The following is an 18460-nucleotide window of genomic DNA, read 5'->3' as shown; positions in this document are numbered from 1 at the left end:
TCGCAAATTTACTTGCGAGACATCTTGGGCGTGTCAAACTGCGTATATGGCACCGCTCTGTAGTCCAAACCCTCTGGATCGCCGCGCAACCGGTTGTGACCTCGTCGTCAGTGGATGATGGCAGGCGCTCTGCGCCCTTTGCCATCTGCCCAGACAACGGACAACTCGGACACCCTCATGACATCTCAAACCTTACGCCTGGCCATTGATATCGGCGGCACCTTTACCGATACGGTGCTCGCCTCAGACAACGAGACCATATTGGCTTCGACCAAGACGCTCACGACGCACCAAAATCCCGCAGATGGCGCAATGGAGGGCGCAAAACGTGTCATGGCGGAATCCGGCCGGTCGTTGAATGAGGTGACAGGTTTCATCCACGGAACGACATTGGCGACCAATGCATTAATCGAACGGCAAGGCGCTGTTGTGGCGACCGTGACGACCGAAGGGTTTCGCGACATTCTGGAAATCGCGTATGAGCGGCGATATGCGCAATATGACATCAACCTGGAAAAGCCGGACCTGCTGGTCCCACGCGAACGGGCACTGACCATTCGCGAAAGAATGGCTGCCGATGGGAATGTGCTGATCCCGCTGGACGCCAGTTCGATAGACGCGCTGTTGGCCGAACTGGATGCCACCGGTGCAGAAGCGGTCGCAATCTGTTTGATGCATGCCTACGCCAACCCGTCGCACGAACGCAGGTTGCGCGACATTCTGGCGGAAAAACGCCCCAGCCTGACAGTTTCAATTTCCTCTGATGTAAGCCCCGAAGCACGCGAATTTGACCGGCTATGTACTACGGTCGCCAATGCCTACATCCAACCGTTGATGGAAAGCTATCTGGCACGGTTTGCCACTCGGTTTCAGGCAGAAGGCGTGAAATGTCCGATCCTGATGATGACGGCCAGTGGCGGAATGTGCACCGTTCAGACGGCCTCACGCTTTCCGATCCGGCTGGTCGAAAGCGGCCCGGCGGGCGGAGCAATTTTGGCCGCAAGGATCGCAGCGCGGGCTGGGATTGACGAGGTTTTATCTTTCGACATGGGCGGGACGACTGCGAAGCTCTGCTTGATTGACAATGCACGGCCTCAAACCTCGCGCCAATTCGAAATCGCGCGGGCCGCGCGGTTCATCAAAGGGTCGGGCATGCCGGTACGTATCCCTGTTGTCGAAATGATCGAGATCGGCGCAGGCGGCGGCTCAATCGCCGGGGTCGACCGTCTGGGACGGTTGACTGTGGGTCCAAAATCGGCCGGATCAGAACCCGGTCCGGCGGCCTTTGGGCGGGGCGGTACCGAGCCAACCGTGACTGACAGCGACATCACTCTGGGCTATATCGTGCCGGACACATTTGCCGAAGGGTTTGTCAAGATCGACCCCGAAGCATCTGAAGCTGCGCTGAACCGGGTCATCGCCGCGCGTCTGAACACGAACGGCACAACGGCCGCCGACGGCGTCAGTCGCATCGTCGATGAAAGTATGGCCAGCGCGGGCCGGATGCATGCAGTGGAATCAGGCAAGGACCTTGGTTCCCGTACGATGATCGCCTTTGGCGGCAACGGCCCCCTGCACGCAAGCCGTGTGGCCCGATCCGCCGGGGTCCGTCGCGTTGTGATCCCGCCCAATCCGGGCGTCGGATCCGCGGTCGGTTTTCTGTTTGCTCCGGTCAGTTTTGAGATCGTCAGATCACGCTACTCTCTACTTGAATCCCTGGATCTGGAACGGGTCAACACCCTGTTCTCCGACATGATCGACGGGGCAAGCCGCGTGGTTGCCCAAGGCGCCGGTGACGCACCCACTCAAACACAACGCATGGCCTTCATGCGCTACAACGGTCAGGGCCACGAGATCGAGATTGCCCTGCCCGATCGCGACCTAACATTCGAAGACATAAAACCGCTGACCGATGCTTTCGAGGCGGAATACCGTAAACAATTCTCGCGTCCCGTGCCCGGAATGCAAATCGAGATCCTGAACTGGGCTGTCCGCGTCGCAACCCCAGATGCGGATGTTCCAGATTTGCCGGAAACGCCAGTTCTGACAACTATCACATCGGCCCAAACCCGCCCCATCACCTGCGATGTAGATGGTCAGATAAAGCAGGCTGGTTTTGTGCCACGTGACAGCCTGAACCCCGGCGACCGGGTTTGCGGCCCGGCGCTGATCACGGAACCGCAGACGACGACCTTGGTCTCTACTGATTTCTCGGCGCATGTGGATGCCATTGGAAACCTCATCCTTATCCAAGATCAGAAAGGAGGTGTATGATGCCTACCGATCTTTCCCCCGCTCGCCTGCAAGTCATGTGGAACCGCCTGCTTGCGGTGGTTGAAGAACAAGGTCAGACCCTGATCCGCGCCGCATTCTCACCCATTGTACGCGAATGCGGCGACATTTCTGCCGGGATTTTTGACGCCGAGGGTCGGATGCTGGCACAGGCGGTCACCGGAACGCCCGGGCACATCAACACGATGGCCGAAGCCGCAATGCATCTTCGCGGTCATTTCCCTGTTCAGGACATGAGGCCCGGTGATATCTACATGACCAATGACCCGTGGCTGGCTTCGGGACACCTCAACGACTTTCTGCTGATGATGCCTGCCTTCAAAAACGGCAAAGTCGTCGGCTTTACTTCATGCACTTCGCATCTTGTGGATCTGGGCGGCCTTGGAATGGGCCCCGAAGGGTCGGATATCTATGATGAGGGTCTGCTGATCCCACCCTGCAAACTGGTCGAACAAGGCGTCCCGAACGCCTTGCTTTTGGACATTGTCCGCGCCAACAGTCGCGAGCCTATTGCGAATGAGGGCGACATATATGCACTGATCGCTTGCTGCGAAGCGGGCGTGAACCGCCTGCTCGATATGATGGATGAATTCGGAATCGACGATCTGGATCAACTGGGCAGCTATATCATCGACACCTCGCGCCGAGGCACGCTTGAAGCCATCGCTGAAGTGCCCGCAGGCACCTATAGAAACGTTCTGAGGATGGACGGTTATGAAAAAGAACTGGAACTGCACGCGACACTAACGGTCAGCAAAACGGGCATGCATGTGGATTTCACGGGAACGTCGGGCTGCTCGGGCAAGGGTATCAATGTGCCGCTGAACTATGCGACCGCCTATACCGTCTTCGCCCTGCGCTGCATCGTCGGGTCTGACATCCCCAACAACGCTGGATCGTTGGAACCATTTACAGTGGACGGCCCAAAAGGCTGCATCCTCAATGCACAACGCCCCGCCCCGGTAGCAATGCGGCACACGCTAGGACAGGTAACACCGGACCTGGTGCTTGGATGCCTGCATCAGGCCCTGCCGGATCAGGTCCCCGCCGAGGGCGCATCCTGCATGTTCGATCTGCCGATGCGGCACGCACCCGAAGTGACGCGTGATGGAGGTCGGGAATTTGCGGTCGAGCCTGTGCACAATGGCGGCACCGGCGCACGGCCACACGCGGATGGCTTGTCTGCCACAGCTTACCCTTCGGGCGTGTTCGGATCACAGGTCGAAATCACGGAAAGCGTGGCCCCGGTTACAATCTGGAAACGCGAACTACGCCAGGATTCAGGAGGTGCAGGCAAGTATCGCGGCGGTCTCGGCCAACGGATCGAGATGACCTCGGCCAATGGTGCACCCTTTCTCGTTTTCCTGTCGGTTGAGCGTCTCAAATTCCCCGCCCTGGGACGCATGGGTGGAAAACCCGGTGCACCCGGGCGCATTCGTTTCCTTGGTGGCGAAAATGATATCCCGGGCAAAGGAGAGCTGCGCGTTGAAGCGGACGACTACCTGATCTTTGAAACCCCTGGGGGCGGTGGTTTTGGTGACCCGGCCGAGCGAGACCCGCAGGCAATCTCCCTAGACCTCACGCGCGGTCTGATCAGCGCAGAAGGCGCAAGATCCTATGGGGGCACATCATGATCCGCCCGGTTCCCCACATAAGTGCAATGGCGGCCTATGCGCTGGCCGATCTCGGCGGCCAAAACACCATCTCGTTGGCCCAGAACGAAAGCGCATTTCCCGCAAGCCCCGCAGCCATCAAGGCGGGTCGTGACGCAATGGCCGATCTGCAATTGTATCCTGATCCGGAATGGTCGGAGCTGCGCACAGCAATTGCAGATGTGCATGGAATCGATCCGGCACGGGTGCTGTGCGGAGCGGGCTCGATGGAGCTGATCGGCTGTTTGATCCGTGCCTATGCCGGGCGCGGTGATCGGGTCCTTGGCACGGATTACGGATATGCGTTTGTTGACTCAGCAGCAGCTCAGGTTCAGGCCGATTACGTCAAGGCGCGTGAAGTGGATCTGACCGTATCCGTCGACGATATCATCGCCGCGGTGACACCTGAAACGCGGATCGTCTTTGTCTGCAACCCTGGCAACCCGACCGGCACCCTGATCCCCAATTCCGAAATCCTTCGTCTGCGCGATGAACTGCCCACCGATGTTCTGCTGGTCGTCGATCAGGCTTATGCTGAGTTTTCCGATCACATACATGATCCGGCCGACATCTTCGCGCTGACCGATCGAGGGGACACCGTGATCATGCGCACCTTTTCCAAGGCCTATGGCCTGGCGGGAGCGCGTGCAGGATGGGGGTACTTCCCGCCCGAGATTGCGGCCGAACTGCGCAAATTGCTTAATCCAAACAATATTTCCATCGCTTCACAGGCGGCGGCAACTGCCGCGATCCGCGATCAGGCGCATATGCAAAATGTGGTTGCCCGCACGACTGAATTCCGTGAACGATTTGCCGTGGAATGTCGTGCGTTGGGCCTAATCGTTCCTCAAAGCCACACAAACTTTGTGCTATTGCGCTTTGCCTCAACGCAGGATGCGCAACGGGCAGAAGCGGCGCTGCGGGCGGACGACCTACTAATGCGCGGCATGGGAGGATACGGCTTAACCGACTGCCTGCGCGCCACAATCTGCGAGACGCCGATCATGGATCGGTGCCTGACCGCCCTGAAGGGAGCATTGAAGTGACCGAAACACGAACCGCAGCCAAAATCGGTGTTCTGGTACCCTTCACCAACACCAACCTCGAACCGGATATGGAGTTGTTGAGGCCGCCCAACACTACAGTCCATTATCAACGCATGGGCGGATATGACGTGGATGAAATCCCCGGCTCGGATCAGATGGCGGGGTTGGGTGCATCGGATATCACTCACGACCTGCGGATGATCTCGGGCATACGCCCCGATGTGGTATTGTATGGCTGCACCTCGGCGACGCTGACCCACGGACCGTCCTTTGATGCAGAGCTGGCCCAGCAGATCAAGGCGGGCTCGGGTGCAGTTTCGCTGACCGCTGCAGGGGCGTTGATCGCTGGGATCAAAGCAGTCGGCGCAACAAAGGTCGGTTTTTCATCGCCCTATTTGGGCGAGATCAATGAACAGGCGATGGACTTCATGCTCCGCAATGGCATTAAGACTGTCAAATGTGTCGATGTCGGCCGCGAACTTGGCAACTATGGGCAAGGTGAACTGACCCCGGGCGAGGTGTTCGACCTGGCGTGCAGAGCTGATCACCCGGACGCACAGGCGATCGTCCTAAGCTGCACAGACATGCGCTCGGTCGAGGCGATTGAACGGATTGAGGCCGCGCTGAACAAACCCGTCATTACCTCCAATCAAGCGATGGTCTTTGGACTGCAGAAAGCACTTAAATTGCCACGTCACGAAGCGCAGCCTGGGCGTCTGTTCTACAACTTGTGATCTGCAGCATAGCAAACGCTGCTTTCCCCTGGACCGCTCAAAGTTCTTGCTGCAAAAGATCAGCGCCCGATCCTGCGCGTTCTTTGTCCCTGCGGCCTGCCAGTTTTTCGGCATCACGCTTAGCGTAACCCTTCAAAAATGCAGGACCTCCGGGACGTCACAGCACGCGCGACAGGAACGCCTTGGTGCGTGGTTCGTGCGGTTCGGAAAAGAGCACCTCGGGCGGGCCCTGTTCCAGGATGCGTCCGGCATCAAGGAAACACACTTTGTCTGCCAGCTCACGTGCAAAACCCATTTCGTGGGTGGCTAGCACCATGGTCATACCCTGCTTTCGCAGGTCCCTCAGCACGTCCAGAACCTCGCCTACCAGCTCGGGATCCAGTGCGCTTGTAATCTCGTCAAACAGCATGATTTGCGGCTCCATCGCCAGCGCACGGATGATAGCCACTCGCTGCTGCTGGCCGCCCGATAGCTGGTCTGGATAGTGCTCCATCCGGTCACCCAGCCCAAAGCGCGTGAAAAGCTGGGTCACCCGTGGGCGCAGGTCTTCTCTGCTCAGCCCTCGTACACGACGTGGCGCGAGCATCACGTTCTCTGCCGCCGTCATGTGGGGAAAGAGGTTATAACTCTGGAACACAATGCCGATCTGTTGGCGCACCGGCTGTGGGTCCAGCCCCGGTTCAGAGATGTCTTTCCCATCCAGCCAGATCTCCCCGTCATCGATGGGTTCAAGCAGGTTCATGCAGCGCAAGAGTGTGGATTTTCCGGAACCTGAAGCGCCAATCAGGCACACCATCTCGCCCTCAGCCACATCCAGGTCAATGCCCTTGCATACCTCGTGATCATCGAACCGCTTCCGCACCCCTCGCAAGGATAACTTTGCTGTCATGTACGGGCCCTGTTCTGCTTGTTCATAAGGTAGTCCGCATACCGCGTGGCTGGTATGGTCAGCGCAAGAAAGATAAGCGCTGCGCCCACATAAGGCGTAAAATTGGCATAGAGCGATTTGTAAACACCAGCCTGACGGAAAATCTCAACCGGGCCGATAAAGGACAATAGCGCCACGTCCTTCTGCAAAGCGATGAACAGGTTCATATTGGCAGGAACGACGTTTCGTATGGCCTGCGGCAGGACCACATAGCGCATGGTGTCCTGATCATTTAGCCCCAGCGAAGCCGCGGCGGATCGCTGCGACTGATGGATCGAGTCAATGCCCGAGCGGATCACCTCGGCCACATAGGCCGAATAGACCAAAACCAGCGCCAGCGTGCCCCAAATGTAGGGGCTGTTCCAAGGCCTCGGCAGGCCCAACCCGGGCACGCCAAAGCCAATAATGTAAATAACAAGAACCACTGGCAGGCCACGGAAGATGTCCGTATATGCAATGCCGAACAGCCGCAGCGGAAAAAGCGCAGGTGCGCGCGTGTCCCGACACAGCGCGATAACCAGACCTGTGATCGCAATAAGCGGTGCAGACCACGCAAAAATCATCACGTTCATCAGAAAGGCTTCGAGCAATCCGGGAAACGTCTCGGCGAAGACCCGGCCGTTGAAAAACGAGCGTTGTACGGCCTCCCAACCGGGGGCGAGTGGGACGAGGACGACGATGGCAAGAGCCACGCTGACCGCCGAAATCAGCGCGATGCGATTTGAGCGACGCCGTACCTCGGCTTCATAAACCTCGCGACGCGTTGGCGTCGCGGCAGAGTGCTCAACCGAGTCTTTTTGCAATGACGTTTCTTCCATCTATTCGATGACCGGCACACCTGTAGCCTCGGACAGCCATTGGGTTTCAATCGCCGCAAGCTCGCCGCTTTCGGTCAGTTCTGTGATGGCTGCGTTGACGCATTCCTTCAAAGCGTTGCCCTCTTCCATCAAAACGCCGAACTGATCAGGACTTTCGGATTGCCCCGGAGGGAACTGGCCAAGCAATGCACCGCTTTCGACCACGACGGCCGACAGATAGAGTGCCGTAGGCAGGTCATAAATTGCGGCATCGATCTGGCCGGCCATGATGGCGGCATTCACATCAGCGTTGTCGTTGTAAAGCAGCGGTTCACTCGAAGGCTGGATCACGTCGTTCAGCATCGGGATTGCGGTCGTCGTGGCCACAGCGCCCCACTTCAAATCCTTGAGGCCGTCCAACGTCGCTTCTGCGCCGGAATCGACAACGTTCTGGGTGGTCAGAACCGCCATGGCCGAGGTGTAATATGGCAGGCTGAAATCAACCATTTCTTCCCGCTCGGGAGTAATCGAGTACTGCTGCATGTTGAAATCAAAGTTCTTAGCGCCGGGCTGAATCGCCTCGTCAAAACTTGTACGAACCCAGGTAACATTGTCCTGGTCGAAGCCCATTTTTTCGGCGATTGCATAAGCAACGGCGGCTTCAAATCCCTCGCCGCTTTCGGGCGCGTCATTCATAACCCAAGGATAGTAGGCCGGATTACCTGTTGCGATTGTCAGGGTGCCCTCTGTTAGGGTCTTGCCTTTGGCGCAGGTCCCATCGCCCGCAGCAAGCACTGAGGTCGTCGAGAAAAGTAAGGCCAGAACTGGGCCAGCAATCAGTTTCATCAATCTTCTCCCTGTTTTTGTTTGGTCACAGGTTCTTATGCGCAGGGGGATTTGTCTAGGTGTTTGATCCCGCGAATTGATATCACAGTCTTTTCATTGAAATAGGAGGAGACACAATGCGACCAGCCTTTCGTGGCAACACCGCGCACGGTAGCCCGGCGCGTAACTTGCACGGCAAATCTGCCGCGAAAGGATGCAAGCAAAATAAGGGAAGATGACGAATTTGAAAGACTAACAGTCACCGAGGATGCTTCGCGCGGCATCCTGTTCGTTCCATTTTTGAACCACCTTCAGGAGTTGGTATGACGCTGCCAACCAAGCAAGCTGAAACAGGCAAACAAAATGGCGGCAACACAGACAATCGAGGGCCCGGCCGGCGTGTCGAAGACATAAGCTGCCCGCAACCCAGCCACAGCAGACGTCGCCCCGATTGCCGCTGCAATCAGGGCCATCGTTTCCGGTGACCGCGCCAGATTGCGCGCCGCAGCGGCTGGTATGATGAGCATCGCCGCTATTAGCAAAACACCCACGACCTTGATGGCGACTGCCACCGTGATGGCCAATGCAAGCGTCAATATCAGTTGTTCGCGCTTGGGGTCGAACCCGCTGGCATAGGCCAGTTCCTCGTTCAACGTCGCCGTCAACAGCTGGGACCAACGCCAGGCAATCAAAATTACGACCAGCGCAGCACCACCCCAGATGACGGCCAGATCCGAACGGGAAACGGCCAGAATGTCGCCAAACAGATAGGCCATCAAATCAATCCGGACACCGGAGAGGAATGAAACCGCCACAAGACCAAATGCCAAAGCGGAATGTGCCATGACACCCAGCAACGTATCCATTGCGTACCCACGACCTGCCAACAGCGTCACGGTCAGCGCCATCAACAAGGCGACGGCCAGCGCACCTGTAAAAACCGACATCTGAAACGTTAGCGACAAGGCCACGCCAAGAATGGCTGCGTGCGCTGTGGCATCGCCGAAATAGGCCATTCGGCGCCACACCACAAAACACCCCAACGGCGCCGCAGCAAAGGCCACGCCTACACCGGCCAGCGTGGCTCTGGTCATGAAATCATCAAGCATTATTCTGCGGCTTCCTGTGAATCAGTTCCATGGTCATGATGATGATCGTGGTTGTGATCATGATCATGGCGGTAAAGGGCAAGCGCTCCACCTGTTCCGGTTCCGAACAACGCGCGGTATTCGGGGGCCGAGGCCACAACCGCAGGTGAGCCCTCGCAACAGACATGGCCGTTCAGGCAGATCACCCGGTCCGAGGCGCTCATCACCACGTGGAGTTCGTGGCTTATCATGATGATAGCGCACCCTGTTTCCTGACGCACGTCTTCGATCTGGCGATAAAACGCGGCCGAACCAGGCTGGTCCAACCCTTGCGTGGCCTCATCCAGCAACAGGATTTCGGGTCGGTTGATCAAGGCCCGCGCAAGCAGCACACGCTGGAATTGTCCGCCCGAAAGCTGTGACATCTGGCGCTTGAACAGATCCGGCACACCGGCCGTCTCCAGCGCAGTCGCGCAATCCTTCTTTGACGCGCGATGGGTCAGTCTCATGAACCGTTCGACGGTGATCGGTAGGGTCGGATCGATATGCAGCTTTTGCGGGACGTAGCCAATTCTCAGCCCCAGCTTTCGCTTTACCTGCCCGGCAGACGGTTTGATTGCACCGATTATGGCGCGCAGCAGGCTTGTCTTACCCGAACCGTTAGGGCCGACGATGGTCACAATTTCACCAGGTTCGACCCCCATGTTGATGTGCCGTAACACGGTATTGGCCCCATAGCTAACGCTGAGGTCTTCTACGGTAATCAGGTTCATTTCTACGCCTTTTCGGTGCAGTCGGGGCAAACGCCTTCGGCTTCTACGACGGTCCGCTCGATCTCGAAACCCACTGCCCGCGCGGCTGCACCCAGTTCTCCCTTCGCGGGTGTTGAATGTGTTTCGGCCACAGCATCACATTTCCTGCAAATCATGAAGGCCGGGGAATGCGTTGCCCCGGGATGCGCGCAGGCGACAAATGCGTTCAACCGTTCGATTTTGTGGACAAACCCGTTCTCGACAAGAAAATCGAGGGCGCGGTAAGCCACTGGTGGCTGCGATCCGAAGCCTTCGTCGCGCAATCGATCAAGAATTGTATAGGCACCCAAGGCCCGATGTTCCTGCAGCAGCATTTCCAAAACCTTGCGCCGCACGGGAGTCAGCCGCAGACCTTCTTCTTTGCACCGGGTCTCGGCAACGGTCAGGCTGCTTTCGACGCAGTGCGCGTGGTCGTGCTTTTGGAATCCGACAAGGGCGGAGTCTTCAGCAGGGGCAGGTCTCATCTCACTTGTCATGTTATTCCATATCATATATGCCGCTCGCAACGTTATAAAATCACATAGAGGGTTTGATGTCCAGAAAGCTTCTTCCTGTTTCGATCACAGCTGCGTTGATGGGGGGCACAGCAATGGCCGATGTCCCAAATGTTGCAGTTGATATTGCACCGGTGCACTCGTTAGTGGCGCGCGTGATGGAAGGTGTTGGCGCACCGAACCTGATCGTACAAACCGGCGCGTCCCCACATGAATACAACCTCCGCCCTTCCGAGGCGGCTGCCTTGCAGAATGCGGATTTGGTATTCTGGATGGGCGAGGACCTGACCCCATGGATGGAAGGCGCAGTCGAGACCCTGGCCAACGGCGCGACAGTCACCCCCCTGCTGGAAGCGGATGGCACCGTCCTACTGGATTTCCGCGAGGATGCGCTGTTTGAGGCGCACGACCATAGCGATAAAGATCACGCTGAAGAGGAGGACCATGACGATCATGGTCACGAGGATCATGCCGACGACAAAGACCATGACGATCATGACCACGAAGAGCATGCCGAGGGCGAAGACCACGATCACGAGGATCATGCAGAACATGACGACCACCATGACAGCGCGCATGGCGATCATGATCCGCATGCCTGGCTTTCGCCCAAAAACGCCGACACCTGGCTGAACGTTATTGCCGCGCAGCTTTCCACGGCGGATCCGGACAATGCGGGTGCATATTTTGCAAACGCGGCGGCTGCGCGCGAAGAGATGGCAGCCCTCTCTGCTGAAGTAAGTGCAACTCTGGAACCTGTGCGCGGAAGCAACTTCATCGTCTTCCACGATGCCTATCAGTATTTCGAAAACGCCTTCGATATCCCCGCGTCGGGTGCAATTTCGCTCAGCGACGCGTCGGATCCAAGCCCGGCGCGGATTTCTGAGATTCAGGGGCGCATTCGCGAAGAAGGGATCAATTGTGTTCTGTCGGAACCGCAATTCAACCCTGGCATCGTCGCCACTGTCCTGGACGGAACCGAAGCGAATACCGGTGTGATAGATCCGCTAGGTTCTGATCTTGAACCCGGGGCTAAGCTATACCCGCAAATGATCCGGAACATCGCAAAAACACTGGCGGAATGTCTGTGATCTGACCGGGCAGCCCGTTTTGACATGGAAATCCAGAACGGGCTGACCTGAATGATCGCCCGGTGCAGAAAAACCGGAGCGGCGGGATCAACTCCGCACACTCGCCCGGCGACGTGAGGTAACTGCCCTGATTTGTTGACGCAGGCTATTTGCCCGCATACGAACTTGCCCAAATGCAGGAAACCCACAGCCGACGCGGCACAAATTCCGCCGGACATCCAAGGAATAACGCCATGAGCGAACATATCATCGTCAGCACTCAGGATCGCGTCACCACAGTCACGATTTCTCGCACAGACAAGAAAAACGCGATCACTTTTGCCATGTATACCGCGATAGCTAAAGCCATCGAAGAATACGGTCAAACCGATCAAGCCCGGGCGCTGGTCATCACTGGTGAAGGCGATATGTTCACAGCCGGAAATGACCTGCAGGACTTTATGACAGGCGGTCTTCCGGCGGGTGACGCTGAAAATCCGATTATTCGGTTCCTGAATGCGATCCGGGATTGTCCGAAACCCCTGATCGCCGCAGTAAACGGTTCTGCAATTGGCGTTGGCCTGACCATGCTGCTGCACTGCGATCTGGTCTATTCCGCGAACAGCGCTTCATTCAGCGCTCCATTTGTCCAACTGGGTCTGGTGCCCGAGGCCGGTTCTTCGATGTTGCTGCCTGCGTCCCTCGGTATGGCTGTCGCCAATGACGTCTTGCTGGCCGGGCGGGTTCTGACGGCATCCGATGCCCTGAACCACGGGTTGGTCGCGCGCGTCTTTGCCGACGGTGAGTTGATGGGCAAAGTCCAGGAGATCGCACAAGCCATTGCGGACTCATCCCCGGTAGCGCTCAAACAGTCCAAGGCCCTGATCCGCAATCAGCGTGACGAAGTGGCCGGACACATGGCCGCAGAAATCAAGATCTTTGCCGCGCAGCTACAATCCCCAGATTTCGCCGAAAGCGTTGCGGCCAAACTACAAAAACGCACACCGAATTACAGCTGACCCGGGCCTTTGAGCGACTGCGGCTTTCCACGCCTCGAAGGCAGCCCCGGTTATTTCGGAAACGAAAGCTGAGGCACAAAACGCCGCGGACACAAACGCAAGCTGAAACCAACCTTCCGTTATTGGCCTACGTCGCCAATGACGGAAGGTTATCAACTTAATTTCATTACCGGGCTGGTCAATTCCGCCCGGCAATGGAATCAGTGCGCATCAACAAATTTTGATTCGCCCTGACACGCTTTCACAAGCCGAAAAGGGCGTGCCTTGTGGCTTTTGGATGCCGTTTCACCCGAAAGCCACGTGAAGTCAGAGGAAAAGCATGGGCCTAACCTGCTATGACGTGATGGTACCGCAAGAGGTACAAAAAACCATTCTGCCGGATGAAAGCATCGCCACGGCCTTCAACATCATCAGGGGCAGCCGGGCACGGTTTCTGCCTGTCGTGTCCGAAGACGGAACATATGTTGGCGTCTTCACCGCCCCGACACTGCTGAAACTGATCCTGCCGAAGGCGGCAACAATCGGTCTGAATGATGATGCGTCGCGCGTCGCGATCGACTCGCTCAGCTTCATGAACCTGACACGGGAAGATTTCGAACAACAGATGGAGCGGCTGAAGACCGAAAAGGTTCGCGACAACATGTCGAGGCCCTCGAACATCCCTGTTGCTGCACCTGATACGCCGGTGATGGAAGGTATCTTCCTGATCTACAAATTCAAACGGCACGTGATCCTTGTTGAGCCCGAAACCAACCGTTTCGTTGGCACCGTAAGCGCCAATTCGCTTTTGGATCGCGCACTCAGCTAACCCTATACAAACCGGACTAAAACCTTGGCTACGCATTCGACGTCACACGGAGAGGCCGCTCTCTCTGTTCCACAACTATTGGGCATTGATCCGCTTTGGATCGCGACCGGAATTCTGATTTTGGTGTATGCGGTCCTGATCACCGAAAAGGTTAACCGCGCCATTCTGACGATGCTGGGCGCGTCCCTGATGGTCCTGTTTGGCATCATCAATCAGGAACAGGCCGTGGCGGGTGTGGACGCCAACACTCTGGCACTGCTGATCGGCATGATGGTCATCGTGGGGATCACCAGCAAATGCGGATTGTTCCAATACGTGGCGATCAAGGCCGCAAAAGCGGTGAAAGCCAATCCAACCGGCATCCTGATCATGCTGACGCTCATTACGGCGGTGTTCTCGGCCCTGCTGGACAACGTAACGACCGTTTTGCTGATCGCCCCGATTACGCTGCTGATCACCGAAGCCCTGGAAACGCGTGTGTTCCCGTTCTTTGTCGCCGAGATCCTGGCCTCGAACGTGGGTGGCACCGCGACGCTGATCGGTGATCCGCCCAACATCATCATTGGCTCGGCCGCAGGGCTGAGCTTCAACGATTTCGTGGTGAACCTGGCGCCTATCTCGGCCATATGTCTGGTTGTCCTGACAGGCATCATTTACCTGATGAACCGCAAGGAACTGGCAAGCATTCCGAAATCGGCCAGCGATCGGATCATGGGGTTCAATGAATCCGAGGCGGTCACTGATGTTGTCTTGATGATCAAGTCTCTGGCCGTTTTGGCTCTGGTTTTGCTGGGCTTCACGCTTGGGCATGGCTACGGCATTCAGCCGGGCACCTCAGCGCTGGCCGGAGCGGGCCTGTTGATGCTGCTGGCCTATGGCCATCAAAGCGGTGAAGAACAGTCGGAGTCGGTTCACCACATCTTTGGTGAAGTTGAATGGGTCACAATCTTTTTCTTCGGTGGGCTGTTCGTCATTGTTGCCGGTGTCGAACATGTTGGACTGCTAGCATTCTTCGGTGAGAAAGTGTTGGAGCTGACCCAAGGCGACATGATGTGGACCGCGTTCTTCATCTTTTGGGCCTCCGGCATTTTGTCCGCAATCCTCGACAACATTCCGTTCGTGGCAACGATGATCCCCCTGATCGAGTCCACCGCAGACACGTTTGGCGGCAAGGACGCGATTGAACCACTGTGGTGGTCGCTGGCGCTTGGCGCCTGTCTGGGCGGCAACGGCACGCTGTTGGGGGCAAGCGCCAACCTGACGGTGGCCGCTTTTGCGGAAAAGGCCAAGCAGCCCATCGGCTTCATCGCCTTCGCCAAAATTGCATTCCCGATCATGATCCTGACCCTGATGATCGCGAACGTTTATATTTGGCTGCGTTACTTCTGACCCTATGGCCCTTTGAACCAAACGTAGTACAGGTTCAAAGGGCGTCGGACTCCGGACAGGTTTACTTGCCCGCATACGACACGCACCGCGCTGAGGCGCCGAATTTGGTTGTCTTTCTGGCCAATCCCCCCTAGTGACGGCCTCACCTCGGGGAGCACGGCCTGCCGCGCTGAGATGCTTAACAAGCGAACCCGTAGAACCTGAACCGGCTAGAACCGGCGGAGGGAAGGGTTTCGGTTTCATCCATCCTTGCCCTCTCGCCGCAATGGAGGATGACATGAAACATCTGCTAATTGCTGCGGGACTTCTGAGTGCAACTTCGGCTATCGCCGCCGACAAGCCTCAGCTTACCGTTTACACCTATGACAGCTTTGTATCCGACTGGGGCCCCGGCCCGCAGGTCAAAGAAGCTTTTGAAGCGGTCTGCGACTGCGAGCTGAACCTTGTTGGCGTCGAAGACGGAGCCGCCCTTTTGTCGCGTGTCCGGCTTGAGGGGGAAAACTCTGACGCTGACGTCGTGCTTGGATTGGACACCAATCTAATTGCAGCGGCCCGGGAAACTGGCCTGTTTGCGCCCAATTCTGTCTCAGCCGACTTCGCACTGCCGATCGAGTGGTCCGATGACACGTTCACCCCGTATGACTGGGGCTACTTCGCCTTTGTTCACAAAGCGGATGCGACAGCGCCTGCGAACTTCCGGGCGCTGGCGGACAGCGATACAAAGATCATCATCCAGGACCCTCGCTCGTCCACGCCCGGTCTGGGTCTGCTGATGTGGGTCAAAGCAGCTTATGGTGACGAAGCACCAGAGATTTGGGCTGATCTTTCCGACAACATCGTAACCGTCACCAAAGGTTGGTCCGAGGCATACGGCCTGTTCCTTGAGGGCGAGTCGGACATGGTCCTCAGTTACACCACATCTCCGGCCTATCACCTGATCGCCGAGGATGACGGCAGCAAAGCTGCGTCAGCTTTCGACGAAGGCAATTACCTGCAGGTCGAAGTAGCGGCAAAGCTGGCCGCAACAGATCAAGCCGATCTGGCGGATCAGTTTCTGGAGTTCATGGTCTCGGACACGTTCCAGCAGATCATTCCAACAACCAACTGGATGTATCCGGCCGTAACCCCGGCAGAAGGTTTGCCGAAAGGGTTCGACACCCTGACGGTGCCGGCAAAATCGCTGCTATTCTCTCCCGATGAAGCCGCCGCCGTGCGGGATCAGGCCCTGGCAGAATGGCAGAACGCGCTCAGCCAGTAAGCCCATGGCCCGGTATCGGTGCAGCGGCCCTGGTCGCCGCGCTGATCCTGGGCACCCTTGCGGCGGTTGCGCTGCGCGCTGAAACCAGCGGCGGGTTCAGCCCCGCCGATTGGGCTGCGCTGCGGTTCACGCTGACCCAAGCCACGCTGTCCGCATTGTTCAGCGTGGTGTTGGCCGTGCCGGTTGCGCGGGCTTTGGCACGTCGGAGGTTCCCCGGCCGACGTGCTTTAATTGCGCTTTTGGGCGCGCCCTTCATCCTGCCGGTCATCGTTGCCATTCTGGGTCTGCTGCAAGTCTTTGGCCGGTCGGGATGGATCTCGGACATCCTCGGCATTTTCGGCCTGCCGCCCATACGAATCTACGGCTTGCATGGCGTCGTACTGGCGCATGTGTTCTTCAACCTGCCCCTGGCCACACGCCTTGTGTTGCAAGCTTGGCAGGAAATTCCTGCAGAACGGTTTCGCCTGGCCGCACAACTGGGCTGCAATGGCATGGCCATGTTTCGACTGATCGAGATGCCCATGCTCAAACGGACCCTGCCCGGGGTTCTTGCAGTAATCTTCGCCATCTGCCTGACCAGCTTCGCCGTTGCCCTCACCTTGGGCGGAGGGCCACGGGCTACAACAATCGAACTGGCAATCTATCAGGCCTTCACCTACGATTTTGACCTGGGCCGCGCCGCCTTGTTGTCCGCCCTGCAACTTGCCCTGACAGCTGTGACCGCTTTAGTGGCGCTGAAGTTTTCGCGCGGGGACGGTTTCGGAACAGGTCTCGATCGCGCCTTGCGCCGCTGGGACGGGGGTGCGCCGACGATAGATGTATTCTGGATCGTCACAGCGGCCGTCTTTTTGCTACTGCCTTTAGCATCGGTCGTAATCTCGGGAGTTGCCGGGTTGTTTGACATGCCCGCAATCGTTTTTCGGGCTGCGCTGATCTCGGTCTTAGTTGCCGCTGCAAGCACCGCAGTCCTGCTTTTGCTTGCTTTGCCCATGGCCACCGCTGTCGCGAGCGGCCGGTACGGGCTTGTGGAACTCAGCGGCATTTTGGGCTTGGCGGCATCGCCACTGGTGATCGGTACGGGCCTGTTCATCCTGATCCGGCCTTTGGCAAACCCGACGACATTGGCTCTGCCTGTCACGGCTTTGGTGAATGCTGCGATGGCCCTGCCCTTTGCTTTACGCATTCTGGTCCCCGCGGCGCGCGACATAACCGCTAGGCACGGACGTCTCGCGCTTTCATTGGATATGACAAAATGGACGTTTTTTACACGCATCTTGCTATCGCGCATGCGTCCACAGATCGGTTTTGCCGCTGGCCTTGGGGCGGCTCTGTCAATGGGTGATCTGGGTGTGATCGCACTGTTCGCCGATCCGCAGATCGCGACCCTGCCCTTGCAAATCTACCGCTTGATGGGTGCCTATCAGATGCAGGCTGCTGCAGGCGGGGCATTACTGCTGTTGCTGCTGTCCATGGGCGCATTCTGGCTATTGGACCGAGGAGGGCGCTGGCATGCTGAAGCTTGACGGCTGCGTGATTGAAAACGGGAATTTCACCCTAAACGCGGATATCCAGATCGAGGTTGGCAACAGCATTGCCATTGTCGGCCCGTCCGGGGCGGGCAAGTCCACATTGCTGGAGACTATCGCTGGATTTCGGGATCTGAAAAAGGGTCAGATCTTTTGGGGTGGTCAGCAGATTTCCAACTTGCATCCCGGCAAGCGCCCTATGGCGATGCTGTTTCAAGACGGAAACCTGTTTCCGCATCTGACGGCTGAACAAAACATCGCCCTGGGCCTGCGCCCAAACGGTCGGTTGTCCGCAGACGAGGATGCACAGGTTCAGTCCGCTCTGGGCCGGGTTTCTTTGCATGGTATGGGCGCGCGCAAACCCTCGGAACTGTCCGGAGGACAGCAAAGCCGGGTTGCCCTGGCCCGCGTACTTGTGCAGCGGCGCGAACTGTTGCTATTGGACGAACCATTTGCAGCCCTTGGGCCAGCCTTGAAAGCCGAAATGCTAGATTTGGTGGCCGATCTGGTGGCCGAAACCCAAACGACCCTATTGATGGTCAGCCACGATCCGCAGGATGCACGCCGTATTGCCGACCAAACCGTACTTGTTGCAGACGAAACGGTGCATGCCCCCGTTCAGACAGCGGAACTCTTTGACAACCCGCCGCCAAGCCTGCGTGCCTATCTTGGCTAACGGTGATCCCGCCTTAGACGTCAACGAGGCGTTGTAACGGGTCGCC

At 57.6% G+C, this 18460-nt stretch carries 17 protein-coding genes and 1 riboswitch; of the genes, 11 read left to right on the top strand and 6 right to left on the bottom strand.

Annotation, left to right across the window (positions count from 1 at the left end):
- Nucleotides 1-177 precede the first annotated feature (177 nt).
- The 4 genes from QMP16_RS07930 to QMP16_RS07915 are packed head-to-tail and all read left to right on the top strand — an operon-like array spanning nucleotide 178 to nucleotide 5724.
- Nucleotides 178-2274: a hydantoinase/oxoprolinase family protein gene (locus QMP16_RS07930; RefSeq protein WP_282151922.1), complete on the top strand. Its 2097-nt coding sequence runs from the start codon at nucleotides 178-180 to the stop codon at nucleotides 2272-2274.
- A complete protein-coding gene (locus QMP16_RS07925) occupies nucleotides 2274-3926 on the top strand; it encodes a hydantoinase B/oxoprolinase family protein (RefSeq protein ID WP_282151921.1) in 1653 nt (550 codons plus the stop codon). Before QMP16_RS07930 ends, QMP16_RS07925 begins: the two co-directional genes overlap by 1 nt.
- A complete protein-coding gene (locus QMP16_RS07920; protein ID WP_282151920.1) occupies nucleotides 3923-4990 on the top strand; it encodes a pyridoxal phosphate-dependent aminotransferase in 1068 nt (355 codons plus the stop codon). Before QMP16_RS07925 ends, QMP16_RS07920 begins: the two co-directional genes overlap by 4 nt.
- Nucleotides 4987-5724, top strand: coding sequence for a maleate cis-trans isomerase family protein (locus QMP16_RS07915; protein ID WP_282151919.1), 738 nt, complete (start codon nucleotides 4987-4989; stop codon nucleotides 5722-5724). Before QMP16_RS07920 ends, QMP16_RS07915 begins: the two co-directional genes overlap by 4 nt.
- Nucleotides 5725-5881: 157 nt before the next feature.
- On the opposite strand, the gene QMP16_RS07910 is transcribed toward QMP16_RS07915, so the two are convergent.
- From QMP16_RS07910 to QMP16_RS07885, 6 genes are all read right to left on the bottom strand, one after another.
- Nucleotides 5882-6613, bottom strand: coding sequence for an amino acid ABC transporter ATP-binding protein (locus QMP16_RS07910; RefSeq protein ID WP_282151918.1), 732 nt, complete (start codon nucleotides 6611-6613; stop codon nucleotides 5882-5884).
- A complete protein-coding gene (locus QMP16_RS07905) occupies nucleotides 6610-7470 on the bottom strand; it encodes an amino acid ABC transporter permease (RefSeq protein ID WP_282151917.1) in 861 nt (286 codons plus the stop codon). Before QMP16_RS07905 ends, QMP16_RS07910 begins: the two co-directional genes overlap by 4 nt.
- Complete coding sequence (locus tag QMP16_RS07900; protein ID WP_432653398.1) at nucleotides 7471-8298, bottom strand: ABC transporter substrate-binding protein; 828 nt, start codon at nucleotides 8296-8298, stop codon at nucleotides 7471-7473.
- A gap of 287 nt (nucleotides 8299-8585) precedes the next feature.
- On the bottom strand, nucleotides 8586-9383 hold the full coding sequence (locus tag QMP16_RS07895; RefSeq protein WP_058272042.1) for an iron chelate uptake ABC transporter family permease subunit: 798 nt from the start codon (nucleotides 9381-9383) through the stop codon (nucleotides 8586-8588).
- Nucleotides 9383-10135 carry a metal ABC transporter ATP-binding protein gene (locus tag QMP16_RS07890; protein ID WP_282151915.1) on the bottom strand — a complete coding sequence of 251 codons (753 nt, stop codon included), beginning with the start codon at nucleotides 10133-10135 and terminating at the stop codon, nucleotides 9383-9385. Before QMP16_RS07890 ends, QMP16_RS07895 begins: the two co-directional genes overlap by 1 nt.
- 2 nt (nucleotides 10136-10137) lie before the next feature.
- Entirely contained in the window at nucleotides 10138-10650 is a 513-nt protein-coding gene (locus QMP16_RS07885) for a Fur family transcriptional regulator (RefSeq protein WP_108859557.1), read from the bottom strand.
- A 56-nt stretch (nucleotides 10651-10706) separates the two neighbouring features.
- Here QMP16_RS07885 and QMP16_RS07880 point away from each other — a divergent pair, with 56 nt between their 5' ends.
- From QMP16_RS07880 to QMP16_RS07850, 7 genes are all read left to right on the top strand, one after another.
- Nucleotides 10707-11759, top strand: a complete 1053-nt coding sequence (locus QMP16_RS07880; protein WP_282151914.1) for a zinc ABC transporter substrate-binding protein — start codon at nucleotides 10707-10709, stop codon at nucleotides 11757-11759.
- A 233-nt stretch (nucleotides 11760-11992) separates the two neighbouring features.
- Nucleotides 11993-12757: an enoyl-CoA hydratase-related protein gene (locus QMP16_RS07875; RefSeq protein ID WP_282151913.1), complete on the top strand. Its 765-nt coding sequence runs from the start codon at nucleotides 11993-11995 to the stop codon at nucleotides 12755-12757.
- A 319-nt stretch (nucleotides 12758-13076) separates the two neighbouring features.
- The gene (locus QMP16_RS07870) at nucleotides 13077-13565 is read left to right on the top strand and encodes a CBS domain-containing protein (RefSeq protein ID WP_282151912.1); all 489 of its coding nucleotides are present in this window, start codon (nucleotides 13077-13079) and stop codon (nucleotides 13563-13565) included.
- A gap of 24 nt (nucleotides 13566-13589) precedes the next feature.
- Nucleotides 13590-14954, top strand: coding sequence for an ArsB/NhaD family transporter (locus tag QMP16_RS07865; RefSeq protein WP_282151911.1), 1365 nt, complete (start codon nucleotides 13590-13592; stop codon nucleotides 14952-14954).
- Between the two features lie 138 nt (nucleotides 14955-15092).
- A riboswitch (TPP riboswitch) is annotated at nucleotides 15093-15198 on the top strand.
- Nucleotides 15199-15231: 33 nt separating this feature from the next.
- Complete coding sequence (thiB, locus tag QMP16_RS07860) at nucleotides 15232-16212, top strand: thiamine ABC transporter substrate binding subunit (RefSeq protein ID WP_282151910.1); 981 nt, start codon at nucleotides 15232-15234, stop codon at nucleotides 16210-16212.
- On the top strand, nucleotides 16188-17735 hold the full coding sequence (locus QMP16_RS07855; RefSeq protein ID WP_282151909.1) for a thiamine/thiamine pyrophosphate ABC transporter permease ThiP: 1548 nt from the start codon (nucleotides 16188-16190) through the stop codon (nucleotides 17733-17735). Before thiB ends, QMP16_RS07855 begins: the two co-directional genes overlap by 25 nt.
- Complete coding sequence (locus tag QMP16_RS07850) at nucleotides 17722-18414, top strand: thiamine ABC transporter ATP-binding protein (RefSeq protein WP_282151908.1); 693 nt, start codon at nucleotides 17722-17724, stop codon at nucleotides 18412-18414. The genes QMP16_RS07855 and QMP16_RS07850 overlap by 14 nt, the downstream gene beginning before the upstream one ends.
- Nucleotides 18415-18460: the final 46 nt, after the last annotated feature.

It is taken from the genome of Ruegeria atlantica (assembly GCF_947495585.1).
In the GTDB taxonomy this organism is placed as follows: Bacteria; Pseudomonadota; Alphaproteobacteria; order Rhodobacterales; family Rhodobacteraceae; genus Ruegeria; species Ruegeria atlantica_G.
The sequence above is the reverse complement of the archived record's forward strand: the minus strand, read 5'-3'. Positions and strand labels throughout refer to the sequence as shown.

Bases quoted from the DNA above. Each gene is read 5' to 3' on its own strand.
- QMP16_RS07855 (WP_282151909.1), top strand. From the start codon at position 16,188: ATGGCAGAACGCGCTCAGCCAGTAAGCCCATGGCCCGGTATCGGTGCA.
- thiB (WP_282151910.1), top strand. From the start codon at position 15,232: ATGAAACATCTGCTAATTGCTGCGGGACTTCTGAGTGCAACTTCGGCT.
- QMP16_RS07875 (WP_282151913.1), top strand. From the start codon at position 11,993: ATGAGCGAACATATCATCGTCAGCACTCAGGATCGCGTCACCACAGTC.
- QMP16_RS07910 (WP_282151918.1), bottom strand. From the start codon at position 6,613: ATGACAGCAAAGTTATCCTTGCGAGGGGTGCGGAAGCGGTTCGATGAT.
- QMP16_RS07920 (WP_282151920.1), top strand. From the start codon at position 3,923: ATGATCCGCCCGGTTCCCCACATAAGTGCAATGGCGGCCTATGCGCTG.
- QMP16_RS07885 (WP_108859557.1), bottom strand. From the start codon at position 10,650: ATGACAAGTGAGATGAGACCTGCCCCTGCTGAAGACTCCGCCCTTGTC.
- QMP16_RS07905 (WP_282151917.1), bottom strand. From the start codon at position 7,470: ATGGAAGAAACGTCATTGCAAAAAGACTCGGTTGAGCACTCTGCCGCG.
- QMP16_RS07925 (WP_282151921.1), top strand. From the start codon at position 2,274: ATGCCTACCGATCTTTCCCCCGCTCGCCTGCAAGTCATGTGGAACCGC.
- QMP16_RS07930 (WP_282151922.1), top strand. From the start codon at position 178: ATGACATCTCAAACCTTACGCCTGGCCATTGATATCGGCGGCACCTTT.
- QMP16_RS07880 (WP_282151914.1), top strand. From the start codon at position 10,707: ATGTCCAGAAAGCTTCTTCCTGTTTCGATCACAGCTGCGTTGATGGGG.
- QMP16_RS07870 (WP_282151912.1), top strand. From the start codon at position 13,077: ATGGGCCTAACCTGCTATGACGTGATGGTACCGCAAGAGGTACAAAAA.
- QMP16_RS07890 (WP_282151915.1), bottom strand. From the start codon at position 10,135: ATGAACCTGATTACCGTAGAAGACCTCAGCGTTAGCTATGGGGCCAAT.
- QMP16_RS07850 (WP_282151908.1), top strand. From the start codon at position 17,722: ATGCTGAAGCTTGACGGCTGCGTGATTGAAAACGGGAATTTCACCCTA.
- QMP16_RS07895 (WP_058272042.1), bottom strand. From the start codon at position 9,383: ATGCTTGATGATTTCATGACCAGAGCCACGCTGGCCGGTGTAGGCGTG.